The following is a 15327-nucleotide window of genomic DNA, read 5'->3' as shown; positions in this document are numbered from 1 at the left end:
TCCCCTCGATGGGTCGGTGGAGCAGAGGTCAGCCCTTGACGGCGCCGTTGGTCAGACCGGCGACGATGCGGCGTTGGAAGATCAGTACCAGCACGATGACGGGGATGGTCACGATCACTGCAGCCGCAGCGATGCTGCCGGTCGGGTCCACGAACTGCGATGCTCCGGAGAACAGCCCCAGCGCGGCAGGTACCGGCCGGGCCGCGCTCGTCGAGGTCAGTGAGATCCCGTAGACGAAGTCGTTCCACGCGATGAAGAAGGCGATGATCGCCGTGGTGAACACACCCGGCGCGGCCAGTGGCACGATCACCCGGCGGAACGCCTGCCAGGTGGTCGCCCCGTCGACCTGGGCCGCCTGCTCCATCTCCCAGGGGATCTCGCGGAAGAACGCCGACATGGTCCAGATCGAGATCGGCAGCGTCAGCGACAGGTACGGGATGATCAGGCCTGGCCAGGTGTCGTACAGGCCGATGTTGCGCCACACGTTGAACAGCGGCGTGACGATGGAGATGACCGGGAAGATCGCGACGGCCAGCGCGGTGCCGAGGATCAGCTTCTTGCCGCGGAAGTCCAGCCGCGCGATCGCGTAGGCCGCGAACATCGACAGCACCGACGCGATCGCCGTGGCGATGAGGACGATGCCGAACGAGTTGCGCAGCGCCGGCAGGAACAGGTCGCTGGCGGCACCGGTGAGGATCAGGCTGTAGTTCTCCCAGGTCAACTGGGTGGGCAGGAACTGACCGTTGGCGATGTCCGACGGGCCCTTGAACGACAGCGAGACGATCCACGCGATCGGGAACAGCGCGTAGATGATGATCGCGATGCCCCCGACGATCCACCAGGTCTTCTCCCTGCGCGACATCACTTGTCCCCTCTCGCCTGCGACAGGTCGACTTTGAACCCCTTGATGAAGCCGAAGGCGATGAGCACCACGGCGAGGAACAGCAGCACCGACACGGCAGACCCGAGTCCGATCTCGAGCCGGGCGATGGTCTGCCGGTAGGCCAGGAACGACACCGACTCGGTGCCGTTGGCCCCGCCCGTCATGACGAAGATGCTGTCGAAGACCCGGAAGGCGTCGAGCGTGCGGAACAGCAGGGCGACCATGATGGCCGCCTTCATGTTGGGGATGGTGACCCGTGTCATCCGCTGCCACCACGTCGCGCCGTCGACCTTGGCGGCCTCCTGCAGCACCTCGGGCACCTGCGCCAGCCCGGCGAGCAGGAGCAACGAGATGAAGGGCGTCGTCTTCCAGATCTCTGCCAGGCAGATCACCAGCAGCGACGACCACGTGCCGCCGAACCAGTCCGTGTCCGCCGAGATCCCGGGGAGCCAGGCGAACCAGTTGTTGACGAACCCAGTGGTGAGGTCGAAGGCGAAGGCCCAGGCGAAGGCCGAGACGACGGTGATGACCGCGTAGGGGATGAGGATGGCCGCGCGGAGGATCGGGCGCAGCCCTCGTAGGGCCTTGGCCATGACCAGGGCCAGGGCGAAGCCGAGGACCAGCTCGACGGCGACCGTGACGACGGTGATGAAGACGGTGACGCCGATCGCCTGCCACCACAGCGGATCGGTGAGGACGACCCAGTAGTTGTCCAGCCCGATGAATTCCCGGTTGGTCGGATCGGTGAGCCGGTAGGAGAACAGCGACTCGTAGACGGCTTGCAGGATCGGGTAGGCGGTGACGGCGAGCATCACCACGAAGGCGGGTCCCGCGAGCATCCAGGCCAGCCGCCGTTCACTGCGGGAGCGGTCGCTGACCTGCCTCGGGGGGGCCGAGACGGGTCGCTGTTTCTGCCCGGGGGGCAGCGTCGTGGTGCTCACAGCAGTTGCTCCCCTCGCAGGACGGCATTGATCAGTGCCGCAGCCACCTCACCGGTGGCTCCGGGCTCCACCGAGGTCACCGGGTGGTAGGTGCGCTGGATCCCCACCGACACCTCGTTGTAGTACGGCGTCTGCGGGCGCGGAGCGGCCATCTCCAACGACTCCCGGATTGCCGGGGCCATCGGGAACAGCTCCAGCACCTCGGGGTCGTCGTAGACCGTGGTCGACGACGCCGGGTTGCCGTTGGTGATGAAGTAGTAGGCCTGGTTCTCGTCGCTGACGATGCACTCGGCCGCCTCGTAGGCGAACTCGGGGTACTCGCTGAAGGCCCCGATGCCGAGGTTGATCCCGCCGTAGGGGGGCGCCGCCGGCTCGTTCTCGTCCACCCGCGGGTAGATGGTCCACCCGTAGTCCTCGGGGACCGATGGGTCGAGCGTGCCGGCCTCGACCCCGGCCAGGGCCTGCGGCCACACGAAGGGCCAGTTGACCATGAAGCCGGCGTCCTCGCTCTCGAAGGCGACGGCGTTCTCGCCCTCGCCGGTGGTCGAGAAGGCGGGCGAGACCTGCCCGCTCTCGGCGACGGTGTGCATGATCTCGGCAGCCCGCACGGCCGCGTCGGTGGCCAGACCGAGCTCGATGTCGGCCGGGTCCTCGGCGTTCTCCTGGATGATCGAGCCGCCGGCCGACTCGATGAGCGCGTTCAGCCACACGGTGAGCGCCTCGGCCCGGATGCCCTGAGCGCCCATCCGCACGTCCTGCTCCTGGGAGACCTCGACCAGCTGTTCCCAGGTCACCGGCTCGCTCATGTCCAGTCCCGCGGCCTCGACCACGGATTCGCGGTACCAGAGCAGCTGGGTGTTGGCCCAGAACGGGACGGCGACCAGCTCACCGTCCCAGGTGGAACCCTCGATCGCGCTCTCGACGGTGTCCTCGGTGACCCGCTCGGCCACGTCCTCAGGCACCGGGGCGAGGAAGCCGGCCTCGGCGAACTCGGGGATGTACGGCGGATCCAGGCTCATGATGTCGATCGAGGAGTCGTTCGCAGCCAGGCGGCGGATCAGCTGCTCGCGCTGCGCGGAGGATTCCCGCGGCAGTACCGACGTCGCGATCCGGTACTGGCCGTCAGCCGCATCGGTGCACCGGGCAGCGATCTCCGCCTGCCCGCCGGAGTCCGGGTTGGTGTACCAGTTGAGCACCGGGACGTCGCTCCCGCCGCCGCCGCAGGCCGCGAGGCCGGATGCCAGCAACAGCGCGGCGGCGCCACCGGCGAGGTGGCGGCGCGAGGACCGTGCCGGTGTTCGGCCGGCTCTTGTCGTCGCTCGGGATCGTCCGTCGGCCTCGCTCGGCACAGTCATCGCCTCCGTTGGCGCGTCCCGTTGGTGATCAACGCAGTACTAGGAGCGTGATCCAGCACACAGAGGGTGTCAATTCAAAGCGGTGCCCGGTACGGAAACGCGACCGCACCGAGACCGACACGCCGATGCCCCGCACGGTCGGCCGCTACTTCCGCCCGGCGATGACCGACGGGGTCGTGAGCTCCTGCGGTGTCTTGGGGAGCTCCGTGACGAAGTAGGACCGTGCCGCCTTCGTCGTCCCGACGTCCCGGCCGGCCCGTTCGGAGAGGAACCAGCGGTGCTCGAGCACCTCGTGGAAGACCTCCGCGGGCGCGAGGCGCCCGGCGAGCTCCGGCGGTATCGCGTCGACGACCGGCTGGTAGACCTCGGCCAGCCACTGGTGGCCGGCGGTGCTCTCGGGCACCGGCCGGCCGGTCTTCTGCTCCAGATAGGCGCGGAACGCGCGGACGTCGTTGAGCAGCCGCTGCGCCTGGCGCTCCTGCACCTCCAGACCGGTGAGGCGGAACAGCTCCCGACGGTTGTGCCCGGGCTCGGCGACCCGGGTGTCGACGCGCAGCCGGGTGCCGTCCTCGGCGGTGATCAGCTCGACCTCGCCGACGTCGAAGCCCAGCTCGTTGAGCCGCTGCAGGCGCTCGGCGACCCGGTAGCGCTGCTCGTCGGTGCGGAAGACCTCCTCACGGATCACCTCCTCCCACAGCGACTCATAGCGCCGCGGGAGGCCCTCCGCCACCTCGAGGGGGTCGATCCCGGGCGGGAGCAGACCGCCGTACTGCAGGTCCAGCAGCTCGGCGCCGACCCGTTCGCGGGCGAGGTCGACGTCGTACGCCCGCTGGCCCCGGGTCAGGCTCGGGTAGCGCTCGACGGTCTCGGCGTCGACCAGGTAGGCGGCGAAGGTGCCCGCGTCCAGCCGGAACAGGGTGTTGGACAGCGAGCAGTCGCCCCAGAAGATGCCGGCCAGGTGCAGCCGCACCAGGAGGACGACCATCGTGTCGAGCAGCTGCTCGGCCGAGCGCTCACCCTGCGGCCCCGAGAACAGCCAGCGGTAGGACATCGAGTACTCGAGGTAGCGGGTCACCAGGATGGCCTGCTGGTCACCCGGGCGGTCGACGCAGATGCCGAGCACGGAGACCGCCGGCAGGCCCTCCGCCTCGAACTGAGCCAGCAGCGCGTACTCGTGCCGGGCCAGGGGCTCGGCGATCTCCTTCAGCGCGTAGACCCGGCCCTCGACGGCGACGAACCGGACGACGTGCCGGGAGATGCCCCGCTGCGGGACGTCGAGCAGGTGCTCGTCGTCCCACTCCTCCAGCGGCTGGTGCCAGGGCAGAGCGAGGAGACCGGTCGCGTCGGTGGCCGGGGGTCGGAAGAGGTACCGCATGGTGGGCGCTCCGGGGGTGGTTCCTCGGCGATCACGATGCCATGGCGGCACCGCGCCCGCTGACTTCAGTCGGTGTCGTCCGGGCGACCGGCCTCGCCCCGCCAGCTGGCCAGCCGACCGGCGCGACTCACCGCCCGCAACCGCCGCTCCGCCTCCTCGCGAGAGGCCCGCGCCGACACCAGCAGGGCCTGGTCACCGCGCATGAGCCGGGTCGTCTCGTCGGGCACGAACGACCGGCCGTCCCGGACGATGAGCACCACCGCGGCGTCCTCGGGCAGCCGCAGCTCCGGCAGGTAGACGCCGTGCAGCCGGGAGCCGGCCGGCACGGTCATCTGCATCAGCTCGGCATCCAGCTCCTCCAGCGGCGCCGCCTCCACCTGGATCTCGCGGGGCGCCACCGGTGCGGCAATGCCCAGCCGGCGGGCGACCCAGGGCAGCGACCAGCCCTGCACGAGGGTGAACACCACGACCAGCACGAAGACGGTGTCGAAGACGACGGTGGCGCCGGGCACCTGGGCGGTCAGCGGGAACGTGGCCACGACGATCGGGACGGCGCCGCGCAGACCGGCCCAGGACATGAACACCTGCTGGCGCAGCGGGAAGCGGAACCAGCCGAGGCTGGCCACGACCGCCAGCGGCCGCGCCAGCAGCAGCAGCGCGCCGCCCACGAGCAAAGCCGGACCGACCGCCTCGGGTAGCCGCGAGGGCGAGACCAGCAGGCCCAGCATCACGAACAGCCCGATCTGGGCCAGCGAGGCCATGCCCTCGGCGAAGCCGATGCTGGCGGAGCGGTGCGGGAGCGTGGCGTTGCCGAGCACCAGACCGCATAGGTACACGGCGACGAAGCCGGAGGTGTGCGCCAGGGACGCCCCGGCGAAGGCCAGCACGCACAGCGCGAGGGTGGCCAGCGGGTAGAAGCCCGACAGCGGGAGCGCGACCCGCCGCAGCAGCTCCGCGCCGCCGAACCCGACGGCCACCCCGAGCGCCGCCCCGCCGGCCAGCTGGGTGACCACCTCGACCGGCACGAGCCACCAGGGCCCGGTCACCCCGCCGGTGAGGACGTCGGAGAGCACGACGACCAGCAGGATCACCGGCGCGTCGTTGAGCCCGCTCTCGCTCTCCAGCGACGCGGCCACCCGGCGCGGCAGGGGCAGCCGGCGCAGCGTCGCGAAGACCGCGGCGGCGTCGGTCGAGCTGATGACAGCGGCCACCAGCAGGGCGAAGCCCCACGACCAGCCGAGCAGCCAGACGGTCACGGCCGCGGTGACACCGATGCTGACGACGACGCCGACCGTGGCCAGCGTCAGGCCCGGGCCCACCGCCCTGCGGACGTCGGCCCACCGGGTGGTCAGGCCACCCTCGGCGAGGATGACCAGCAGGGCGGCCACGCCCAGGGTCTGGGCGAGCGAGTAGTCCTCGAACTCGACGCCCACACCGCTCTCGCCGAGCACCACCCCGATCGCCAGGTACAGCAGCAGGCTCGGCAGGCCCAGTCGGTCGGCCACCCGCAGCGCGACCGCCGCCAGCAGGACGACGAGGGCCCCGACGGCGAGGGCGACGATGACGGTCGTGTTCACCGGAGCCCCCTCATGGGAGCAGTCTCCCGCAGGGCAGATCCTCGATGGTCAGCCAGCGTCGGTGCGGCACGTCGGAGCGCGGGACGCGGGACGCGGGACGCGGCGACCGGCAGGGACGATGGTCAGCTGCGCGGGAAGCGGCGACCGGCAGGGACGATGGTCAGCTGCGCGGACCGAGCCTTCGCGGCTCGCGTCCTTCGCCGACGGCGGCGGCGACCGAGGTGCCGAGCCGCCCGGATCTCACGTCACAGTCCTTGGTCGATCACCTGGTCGAGGTCGGCCCGAAATTGACGCTTGTCGATCCGCACGCCGGCTGCCGCTAGTTCGGCGACCTCCTCCTGGGATGTGATGACGCGCCGGCCAGCACCAGCGGGCCGGAGCTCGGCAACCGGCGCTCCACGGGTTGCGGCCAGTTCACCGACCACAGCCTCGGTGGACATGGCACACACGCCGAGCTGCAGGGCATCGGAGAGCCGATCGGGCGTGACCTGGGACGTTGCGTCCTGAGCCACGACGACTCGGTAGTCGCGCTCGCTGGCGTCGAAGATCGTGGCGCGCGGGCAGTTCGGAAAGTTGCAGCCGGCCAGGACGACGGTATCGATCCCGAGGTTCCCGAGGTGGTCATCGAGGGGGGTGCGGTAGAAGGCACTCCACCGCGGCTTCCACATCACGACCTCGTTCGACCCGACCTCCTGCAGCCCGCCCGCGAGAAGGACGGCGGCGTCGAGCTCGACGTCGGGGTCGGGCAGCAGAGAGGGAGCGATCCGAGCACCGGCCGACCCGGGCCGCACGATCGGCGCTCCACCTTGGATGGTGGTGCGGCGGACCAGGTCGACGTCATCTCCTTCATACAGCCGGATCACGTGCACGATCGGTCGACGGGCCGACCGGTACGCCGCAACCAGGCGGGTCATCTGGGGCAGCCGATCCGTCGTGCCCGCGATCGGGCTGGCACCTCCGTCCAGGAAGTCGACCTGGGTGTCGATCACCAGGAGCGCGGAGGACTCGAGGTGCGGCGCGATGAAGACGTCGTCCGGTGTCGGGGTGCCCATGGCATGACTTTTCCACGGCCGAATCCACCCCGGCGACCGAGTCCGAACGGAAACACTCGGGGGGCGGAGGATCGTCGCTCCCCCAGCCGTGCCAGTCGTGGTGGCGCTGGGCACCCGACTCGCTGGGGACCGGGCCAGGGATCCGGGGGAAATCCTGGTTCGCGACGACTGGGATGATGGAAGGCGTGAGCAGCCCCGCCGCACAGCCCGATCACCAGAGCCCCTTCCGGGCGCTGCCCCCGCAGGTCGACCTGCCCGCCCTGGAGCACCGCATCCTGGAACGGTGGGCGGCCGACAAGGTCTTCGACCGGTCGCTGCAGGAGTCCGCCGGCCGCCCGCAGTGGACCTTCTACGAGGGGCCGCCCACCGCCAACGGCCGGCCGGGCACCCACCACATCGAGGCGCGGGCGTTCAAGGACGTCTTCCCCCGGTTCAAGACCATGCAAGGGTTCTCCGTACCGCGGCGGGCCGGCTGGGACTGCCACGGCCTGCCCGTGGAGATCGCGGTGGAGCAGGAACTCGGCTTCGCCGGCAAGCCCGACATCGAGCGGTTCGGCATCGCCGAGTTCAACGCGCGGTGCCGGGCGTCGGTGGAGCGGCACGTCGACGCGTTCACCGAGCTCACCCACCGGATGGGCTACTGGGTCGACATGTCCACCGCCTACTGGACGATGGACCCCGCCTACATCGAGAGCGTCTGGTGGTCGCTCAAGCAGGTCTTCGAGAAGGGGCTGCTGGTCGAGGACCACCGGGTCGCGCCCTACTGTCCGCGCTGCGGCACGGGGCTCTCCGACCACGAGGTCGCCCAGGGCTACGAGACGATCACCGACCCCTCGGTGTACGTGCGGCTGCCGATCCTCGACGGCGAGTGGGCCGGGAAGGCAGACCTGCTGGTCTGGACGACGACCCCGTGGACCGTGCCCAGCAACACCGCCGTCGCCGTGCACCCCGACGTCAGCTACGTCGTCGCCCGCGCCGCCGGCTCCGACGACGTCCCGGTGGTCGTGGCCGAGCCGCTGCTGGCCGCCGTCCTGGGTGAGGACGCCGACGTGCTCGGCCGGGCGCCCGGGCGCGACTGGGAGCGCACCCACTACCGGCGGCCGTTCGAGCTGGTCGACTTCCCGGAGGGCGACGCCCACTTCGTCGTACTGGCCGACTACGTCACCACCGACGACGGCACCGGACTGGTGCACCAGTCCCCCGCCTTCGGCGCCGACGACCTCGCCGTCTGCCGCGGCTACGGCCTGCCCGTGGTGAACCCGATCGACGGCACGGGCCACTTCCTGGCCGAGATCCCGCTGGTGGGAGGGCACTTCTTCAAGGCGGCGGACCCCGCGCTGGTCGAGGACCTGAAAGCCCGCGGGGTGCTCTTCCGCGAGATCCGGTACGAGCACAGCTACCCGCACTGCTGGCGCTGCCACACGCCGCTGATGTACTACGCCCAGCCGTCCTGGTACATCCGGACCAGCGCCATCAAGGACCAGCTGCTGGCCGAGAACGAGAAGACCAACTGGCACCCGGAGAGCATCAAGACCGGCCGCTACGGCGACTGGCTGCACAACAACGTCGACTGGGCGCTGTCGCGGGACCGGTACTGGGGTACTCCCCTGCCGATCTGGCGCAACGGCGCCGACCCGAGCCGGATCATCGCGGTCGGCTCGCTGGCCGAGCTGTCCGAGCTCGCAGGCACCGATCTGTCCGATCTCGACCCGCACCGGCCCTACATCGACGACGTCACCTTCACGGTGCCCGGTGAGGACGGCACCTACCGGCGGGTCCGGCAGGTCATCGACGCCTGGTACGACTCCGGCTCGATGCCCTTCGCCCAGTGGGGGGCGCCGCACCGCAACCAGGAGCAGTTCGAGGCGGCCTACCCGGCGCAGTTCATCGCCGAGGCGATCGACCAGACCCGCGGCTGGTTCTACACCCTGATGGCCGTGGGCACGCTGGTGTTCGAGAAGAGCTCCTACGAGAACGTGCTGTGCCTGGGGCACATCCTGGCCGAGGACGGCCGGAAGATGAGCAAGCACCTGGGCAACATCCTCGAGCCGATCCCGCTGATGGACCGGCACGGCGCGGACGCCGTCCGCTGGTTCATGCTCGCCGGCGGGTCGCCGTGGTCGGCCCGCCGGGTGGGTCACGAGACGCTGTCCGAGGTCGTGCGGAAGGTACTCCTCACCTACTGGAACACCGCCAGCTTCTTCACCCTCTACGCCGAGACCAACGGCTGGGACCCGGCCACGGCACCGGCGCCCGCGCACGACGAGCGGCCCCTGCTGGACCGGTGGGCCCTGGCCGGGCTCGCCGCGGTCACGCGCGACGTCACCGCTGCGCTGGAGCGGTTCGACACCCAGGGCGCCGGCCGGCTGCTCGCGCAGTTCGTCGACGACCTGTCCAACTGGTACGTGCGGCGGTCCCGCCGCCGGTTCTGGGACGGCGACCCGTCGGCGCTGGGCACGCTGCACGAGGTGCTCGACGGGCTGACCCGGCTGATGGCGCCCTTCACGCCTTTCGTCACCGACGAGGTCTGGGCACGCGCGGTCGTCCCCGGCCTGGCCGACCCGGCGGTGGACTCGGTGCACCTGGCCTCGTGGCCGCGGGTCGACGAGTCGGCACTCGACGACCAGCTGGTCGAGCAGATGGCGCTGGTGCGCCGGCTGGTGGAGCTGGGCCGCTCGGCCCGCACCTCCGCCAAGGTCCGGACCCGTCAGCCGCTGGCCCGGTCCGTGGTCGCCGCGCCGAACTGGTCGACGCTCCCCCGCGATCTCGTCGCCGAGGTGGCCGACGAACTCAACGTGGCCGAGGTCCTGGAGCTCGCGGCCGTGGGCGGCGACCTGGTCGACGTCAGCCTCAAGGTCGACTTCCGCGCGGTCGGCCGACGGCTGGGCAAGCAGGTGCAGGCGGTGGCGAAGGCCGTCGCCGCCGCCGACGCGCCCACACTGGTCTCCGCCTACCGGGCCGGCACCGCCGCCGTCGAGGTCGACGGCACGCCGGTGCCGCTGGCCGACGGCGACCTGATCGTCACGGAAACGCCTCGGGAGGGCTGGACCGTGGCCAGCGCCGGCGGCCTCACCGTGGCGCTGGACCTGACGCTCACGCCGGAGCTGGAGCGGGCCGGCCTGGTGCGCGAGGCCGTGCGCCTGGTCCAGGAGGCCCGCAAGAACAGCGGCCTGGAGGTGAGTGACCGGATCGAGTTGTCGTGGACCGCCGACGGCGCCATGGCGCAGGCGCTCACCGAGCACGCCGGGCAGTGGGCCGGCGAGGTCCTCGCCAGCACGGTGCACGCCGGCACCGCGGGCACCGGCGAGGGCGTCGAGGGCCCCGGAGGCTCCCGGTTCTGGATCGCCCGCGCCCGCTGAGCCCCAGCGCCGGCTGGAGAAGGGGGGCCTCGGTCAGTTCCTCGGGCGCCGGGCTCGCGCACGCGCGGCGAGGGTGCGGTCCGGCCGGCACACCCCGCAGGGGGTGAACCCGTCGGTCCGGGCCTCGTCCAGCGGCAGCGGGATGGTGCTGCGCCCCTGCAGCCACCTGCAGTCGGCGACGTGGTACCGCGGCTGCTCGTCGACGACGAGCACTTCATCGGTGAGGTCGACGATCAGCAGCAGGTCGGTGACCTCGACCTCCTCCACGGGCGGGTCGTCCGGCTCGTCGGGCCGGGCCGCCGGATCGGGTGCACCGACGGCCGAGGCAGCTGACGCGCCGTTCGCCGTCGTCCCGGCCCGACCGTCCGACGGCGCCGTCCCGGAGGTCGCCGCGGCCGACCCGGAGGGCGCGATGGCCGATCCGGCGGCGTCCGCAGGCATGACACCGGCGGGCGCGCGTGCCGGCGCACGGCTCATCGATCGGCGGGCCAGGAGGATGAGCACCGCCGCGGCGGCGCAGGCGCCCACGCAGGCCCAGTACCAGGCGGTGACACCGGTCAGGAGGCCGGCGACGAACATCCCCAGGCCGAGGAGCACCAGCAGGGCGGCACCCATGATCACCCGGAGGACTGTAGGCGCAGGACGGGCCCGCCGCCCGGCGGCGGGCCCGCGCCTCAACCCTCGATCGGCGACACGCGAAGGCCGGTCCTCGGGGAGAAGACGTGCACTTCGCCCGGCCGGACCGTCACGTGCACGACCTCGCCCTTCGACGGGGGCCGGCGCGCATCGGCCCGCAGGACCAGCTGATCCTGCTCCGTGCCGGGCACCGCCCCGGTGGCCAGCCGCCGTAGGCGGAGCGTCGGAGCCGAGCTCCTCCACGATCAGCACCTCGACCGGGATGCCCGCCCTGCGCCGGCGAACTCGACCGACTCGGGCCGGAAGCCCAGCGTTGCCCCAGTGCCGCGCCGTGGAAGCGCTTCCATGGGCTCCGCCACGCGGCCTGGCCGGGCCCTCCTGGACCGTCTGGCTGCCGGCGCCTTCGTCGCCACGGTGGTGCCGGTGGCCGTGCTCCTGGCGCTGCGACGCCGCTTCGTGCGCGACCTGCGGGCCGGCAGCGTCACGGGCTGACGGGCCCGAAACGGCGAAGGGCCCCGGATCGCCATAGGCGGTCCGGGGCCCTTCCCCGTACGTACGTGCTACGCGTGCTGGTTCTGCCGCCCGGCCGTGGCCGGCTCGGCCGATCCACGGGTGTCGAGGTCGCGCAGGTGCGACTCGAGGTAGGAACGCAGCCGGGTGCGGTACTCGCGCTCGAAGGTGCGCAGCTCCTCGATCTTACGCTCGAGGCTGCTGCGCTTCTCCTCCAGCGTGCCCATGACCTCGCCATGCCGACGCTCGGCGTCCTGGTCGAGGGCCGCGGCCTTGGCCCGCGCTTCGCGCTCCATGGTCTCGGCGCGGGTGCGGGCGTCCCCGATCATCGAGTCGGCCCGGTGCTTGGCCTCGGCGACCATCTGCTCGCTCTTGGTGCGGGCCTCGGTCATGAGGCGCTCGCTGTTGGTCTTGGCGCCGCTGACCATCTGCTCGGACTGCGTCTTCGCCTCGTTGACGTACCGGTCGGCCGTCTCGGTCGCCAGGGCGAGCATGCGCGAGGCGCGCGCGCTGTCGTCCTCCCGCGGCTGCTGGACCGGCGGGGGCGGTGCGGCAGCGACCGGCTGCGCGGCAGGAGCGGGCGGCTCGGGCCGCTCCTCCACCCGAGCGCCGGCGCGGTCGGCGCCGGCACGAAGCTCGTTGTTCTCCTCGATCAGGCGGGCCAGCTCGGCCTCGACGACATCGAGGAAGGCGTCGACCTCGTCCTCGTCGTAGCCCCGCTTGCCGATGGGTGGCTTCTTGAAGACGACGTTGTGCACGTCGGCAGGCGTCAGTGGCATCGCAGGTCACCTCGGGTCGGACGGCGGGAGCAGGGACGGTCTGGGACGGGCGACGCGACGCACTCGTCCGGCAGCACGATCCCGGAGGATGCAGCGGTCATGCGAGTGCGAGCGTGACGTTCCGGAGGACCACCACGGCGATCAGCAGCACCATAAACCCGAGGTCCAGTCGGATGGACCCCAGGTTGAGCGGCGGGATGACCTTGCGGACCGCCTTCAGCGGCGGATCAGTGGCGGAGTAGACGACCTCCAGCCCGGCCGCGACCGCGCCCGAGGGCCGCCAGCTGCGGGCCAGGACCATCACCCAGTCGACCACGAACCGCGCGAAGAGCAGGATGAGGAAGACGAGCAGCACCGAGGAGAGAATCTGCCAGAAAAGAGACACGGGCCCCGCTCGTTCAGGGCACCCCCCGGTGCCGACTCCACTCCGCCGCTCAGGACTTGTCGGAGAACCCGCCCTCGCGGATCTTCGCCTTGTCCTCAGCCGTGACGGCGACGTCCTGCGGGCTGAGCAGGAACACCTTCGCCGTGACGCGCTCGATACTACCGCGCAAGCCGAAGCTCAGTCCGGCAGCGAAGTCGACGAGCCGCTTCGCGTCGGCGTCGTCCATCTCGGTCAGGTTCATGATGACCGGCATGCCGTCGCGGAACCGCTCGCCGATCGTGCGCGCCTCGTTGTAGGTACGCGGGTTGAGGGTCGTGATGCGGTAGTTCTTGGCCACAGGTGCGGACACGGGCTCCGGCTCCGGTTCGGGGGATGGGACCGGCTCGCGGACCGCGAGGCTCGCGGCGGCGACGGGACCGCTGGTCATACCGCTGTTCAGATTGCCGTTCACGCGGGCACCGATCGGCCCGGAGCCCGCTCCGGCCGGGGCGAGGCCCAGCGGGCGGGCCTGGACGCGGCGGACCGACAGGGGTTCGGGGTCGCGGGTGGCAGGCACCCCGGCGACCTGCGGGACATCGTCGGCATACGGGCCGGCGTAGTCGTCGTCAGCGTAGGACCGACCGACGTAGTCGTCGGCGTAGCGGTCCTCGCCGTACCGCCCGTAGCCACGGTCGTGGTCCAGGTCGTCGGACTGCCGGGAGTCGTACCGGCCGTAGCCCCGGGGGTCGTCGTCCTCGACGAGCCCCAGGTAGATCCCCATCCTCCGCATGGCTCCAGCCATCGGACCTCCCCCTCTGCTGGTGTCCTCAGCATCGCGTCTGCACGATCGTCATCACGTCGTTCCGGGTGTCCGGGAACCGTGCGGCTCGTGTGACTGCTGTGACTCACGTGGCTGGTGTTCCTCGAACTCACCGCAGGGTAGGGCGCGCCGGCCGAACAACGCGGTTCCGACACGCACGAGCGTGGCGCCGGCCGCCACGGCTTCCTCCAGGTCCCCGCTCATGCCCGCGGAGATCTCGACCGCCCCCGGATGGTCCGCACGCAGCCGCTCGGCGGCGGCGGCCAGGCGCGCGAAGGCCGGGACCGGCTGCTCACCGCGCGGAGCGACCGCCATGAGGCCGCGCAGCCGCAGTCCAGGCGCGCCGGCGACGACGTCGGCCAGGGCCGGCACCTCGTCCGGCCGGGCCCCGCCGCGCGCCGCCGCCTGACCCGCCAGGCCCCCGAGGTCGACCTGGATGAACACCTCGACCGGGCGCCGGGCCTCCTGGCCCGCCCGGTCCAGCACGGTCGCGAGCGACGCCCGGTCGACCGAGTGGACGACCGCACCGGTCCGCGCGACGGCCGCCGCCTTGTTCCGCTGCAGCTGGCCCACGAAGTGCCACCGCGGCTGCACGTCGTCGAGGTGGACCGCCTTGCCCAGCAGCTCCTGCACCCGGTTCTCGCCGAAGTCCCGCTGCCCCAGGGCGGCGAGCGCGCGGACGTCGTCGGCCGGCCAGGTCTTGCTCACCGCGAGCAGGGCGACCCCCGCCGGATCCCGTCCCACGACCCTGGCGGCCGCGTCGATCCGGGCACGGACCGCACGCAGGTTCTCCTCGAGCGCACTCATGACCGCGATCCTCCCCCCGCCTGGCGACGTCCTGGACCGGCCACCCTTCAGGGGCCCGCGCCGAGCCTGCGAGACGTGGGGGGAAGGGCGGTCCTTACGCGAGCCAGACCAGTCCGGCCTGCCGCCCCGTGACGCCGTCCCGGCGATGGGAGAAGAGGGTGGGGTCCTCCACCGTGCAGCGCGGGTCCTGCACCACCTCGGGGATGCCGGCCCGGCGGAGGATCTCCTCGACGCCTGCCCGCAGGTCCAGCCCGGCAGTGCCGGCGCGGGTGCGCACGGCGGCTGCCGGAGCGATCCGCGCGACCTCCGCCTGCATCGCCGCCGGCACCTCGTAGCAGGCCCCGCAGACCGCCGGTCCGAGCAGTGCGGTCACGTGGCGTGCCCGCGCGCCCAGCCGGGCCATGGCCGACAGGGCCACCGGGAGGACGCCCTGCCGCAGGCCCTCCCGGCCCGCGTGCACCGCCGCGACGACGCCGGTCTCGGAGTCGGCGAGGAGCACCGGTACGCAGTCGGCGGCGAGCACCGCCAGCACCAGCCCGGGCGTCGCCGTGACTATGCCGTCGGTGGCCGGGAGCGGTCCGACCTGCGGCCCTTCGACGACGGCCACGCCCGTGCCGTGCACCTGGTCCATCCAGACCAGCCGGTCCTCCCCGACCCCGAGCTCCCGGGCCACCCGGGCCCGGTTGGCGGCGACGTCGGCCGGGTCGTCGCCGACGTGGGTCCCGAGGTTGAAGGAGTCGTACGGCGTACGGGAACGGCCGCCCCGCCGGTCGGTGACGACCTTTCGGGGTCGCACCGCCGACGGGGCGGCCGGTTGCGTGCTCATCGGGACCAACCCTACGGCCCGGTGAGCGCCTGGAACGGCCCCG

Annotated in this window: 14 protein-coding genes; 2 read left to right on the top strand and 12 right to left on the bottom strand. The window is 71.8% G+C overall.

The window, feature by feature from the left end:
* Positions 1 to 28: 28 nt before the first annotated feature.
* From QOZ86_RS05840 to QOZ86_RS05815, 6 genes are all read right to left on the bottom strand, one after another.
* Complete coding sequence (locus tag QOZ86_RS05840; protein WP_014376032.1) at positions 29 to 862, bottom strand: carbohydrate ABC transporter permease; 834 nt, start codon at positions 860 to 862, stop codon at positions 29 to 31.
* Positions 862 to 1824: a carbohydrate ABC transporter permease gene (locus tag QOZ86_RS05835; protein WP_284491025.1), complete on the bottom strand. Its 963-nt coding sequence runs from the start codon at positions 1822 to 1824 to the stop codon at positions 862 to 864. Before QOZ86_RS05835 ends, QOZ86_RS05840 begins: the two co-directional genes overlap by 1 nt.
* Positions 1821 to 3071: an extracellular solute-binding protein gene (locus QOZ86_RS05830; protein WP_284491024.1), complete on the bottom strand. Its 1251-nt coding sequence runs from the start codon at positions 3069 to 3071 to the stop codon at positions 1821 to 1823. Before QOZ86_RS05830 ends, QOZ86_RS05835 begins: the two co-directional genes overlap by 4 nt.
* 253 nt (positions 3072 to 3324) lie before the next feature.
* Entirely contained in the window at positions 3325 to 4554 is a 1230-nt protein-coding gene (locus QOZ86_RS05825; protein WP_284491023.1) for a DUF4032 domain-containing protein, read from the bottom strand.
* Positions 4555 to 4619: 65 nt separating this feature from the next.
* On the bottom strand, positions 4620 to 6131 hold the full coding sequence (locus QOZ86_RS05820) for a potassium/proton antiporter (RefSeq protein ID WP_284491022.1): 1512 nt from the start codon (positions 6129 to 6131) through the stop codon (positions 4620 to 4622).
* 245 nt (positions 6132 to 6376) lie between these two features.
* The gene (locus tag QOZ86_RS05815; protein ID WP_284491021.1) at positions 6377 to 7183 is read right to left on the bottom strand and encodes a cysteine hydrolase family protein; all 807 of its coding nucleotides are present in this window, start codon (positions 7181 to 7183) and stop codon (positions 6377 to 6379) included.
* 185 nt (positions 7184 to 7368) lie between these two features.
* Between QOZ86_RS05815 and ileS the strand changes: the two genes are divergently transcribed.
* Complete coding sequence (gene ileS / locus QOZ86_RS05810) at positions 7369 to 10542, top strand: isoleucine--tRNA ligase (protein WP_284491020.1); 3174 nt, start codon at positions 7369 to 7371, stop codon at positions 10540 to 10542.
* Positions 10543 to 10575: 33 nt separating this feature from the next.
* Here the strand turns inward: ileS and QOZ86_RS05805 are convergent, their stop codons facing one another.
* Positions 10576 to 11163: a hypothetical protein gene (locus QOZ86_RS05805; protein WP_284491019.1), complete on the bottom strand. Its 588-nt coding sequence runs from the start codon at positions 11161 to 11163 to the stop codon at positions 10576 to 10578.
* A gap of 360 nt (positions 11164 to 11523) precedes the next feature.
* Between QOZ86_RS05805 and QOZ86_RS05800 the strand changes: the two genes are divergently transcribed.
* Positions 11524 to 11670 (top strand): hypothetical protein, encoded by a 147-nt coding sequence (locus QOZ86_RS05800; RefSeq protein WP_284491018.1) that lies wholly within the window; start codon positions 11524 to 11526, stop codon positions 11668 to 11670.
* Positions 11671 to 11738: 68 nt separating this feature from the next.
* Here QOZ86_RS05800 and wag31 read toward each other — a convergent pair whose 3' ends face one another.
* The 5 genes from wag31 to pgeF all read right to left on the bottom strand — a co-directional run bounded on the left by wag31 (position 11739) and on the right by pgeF (position 15284).
* On the bottom strand, positions 11739 to 12467 hold the full coding sequence (gene wag31 / locus QOZ86_RS05795; RefSeq protein WP_284491017.1) for a DivIVA-like cell division protein Wag31: 729 nt from the start codon (positions 12465 to 12467) through the stop codon (positions 11739 to 11741).
* Between the two features lie 97 nt (positions 12468 to 12564).
* Complete coding sequence (locus QOZ86_RS05790) at positions 12565 to 12852, bottom strand: YggT family protein (RefSeq protein ID WP_284491016.1); 288 nt, start codon at positions 12850 to 12852, stop codon at positions 12565 to 12567.
* 49 nt (positions 12853 to 12901) lie between these two features.
* Positions 12902 to 13633: a cell division protein SepF gene (locus QOZ86_RS05785; protein WP_284491015.1), complete on the bottom strand. Its 732-nt coding sequence runs from the start codon at positions 13631 to 13633 to the stop codon at positions 12902 to 12904.
* A 51-nt stretch (positions 13634 to 13684) separates the two neighbouring features.
* On the bottom strand, positions 13685 to 14458 hold the full coding sequence (locus QOZ86_RS05780) for a YggS family pyridoxal phosphate-dependent enzyme (protein ID WP_284491014.1): 774 nt from the start codon (positions 14456 to 14458) through the stop codon (positions 13685 to 13687).
* Between the two features lie 94 nt (positions 14459 to 14552).
* A complete protein-coding gene (gene pgeF, locus QOZ86_RS05775; RefSeq protein ID WP_284491013.1) occupies positions 14553 to 15284 on the bottom strand; it encodes a peptidoglycan editing factor PgeF in 732 nt (243 codons plus the stop codon).
* Between the last annotated feature and the right edge of the window lie 43 nt (positions 15285 to 15327).

The organism is Blastococcus capsensis (genome assembly GCF_030165005.1).
Lineage (GTDB): Bacteria > Actinomycetota > Actinomycetes > Mycobacteriales > Geodermatophilaceae > Blastococcus > Blastococcus capsensis.
The sequence above is the reverse complement of the archived record's forward strand: the minus strand, read 5'-3'. Positions and strand labels throughout refer to the sequence as shown.

Coding starts and splice junctions, on each gene's coding strand:
- QOZ86_RS05840 (WP_014376032.1), bottom strand. CDS start 862: ATGTCGCGCAGGGAGAAGACCTGGTGGATCGTCGGGGGCATCGCGATC.
- QOZ86_RS05825 (WP_284491023.1), bottom strand. CDS start 4,554: ATGCGGTACCTCTTCCGACCCCCGGCCACCGACGCGACCGGTCTCCTC.
- QOZ86_RS05815 (WP_284491021.1), bottom strand. CDS start 7,183: ATGGGCACCCCGACACCGGACGACGTCTTCATCGCGCCGCACCTCGAG.
- QOZ86_RS05800 (WP_284491018.1), top strand. CDS start 11,524: ATGGGCTCCGCCACGCGGCCTGGCCGGGCCCTCCTGGACCGTCTGGCT.
- wag31 (WP_284491017.1), bottom strand. CDS start 12,467: ATGCCACTGACGCCTGCCGACGTGCACAACGTCGTCTTCAAGAAGCCA.
- QOZ86_RS05785 (WP_284491015.1), bottom strand. CDS start 13,633: ATGGCTGGAGCCATGCGGAGGATGGGGATCTACCTGGGGCTCGTCGAG.
- QOZ86_RS05780 (WP_284491014.1), bottom strand. CDS start 14,458: ATGAGTGCGCTCGAGGAGAACCTGCGTGCGGTCCGTGCCCGGATCGAC.
- pgeF (WP_284491013.1), bottom strand. CDS start 15,284: ATGAGCACGCAACCGGCCGCCCCGTCGGCGGTGCGACCCCGAAAGGTC.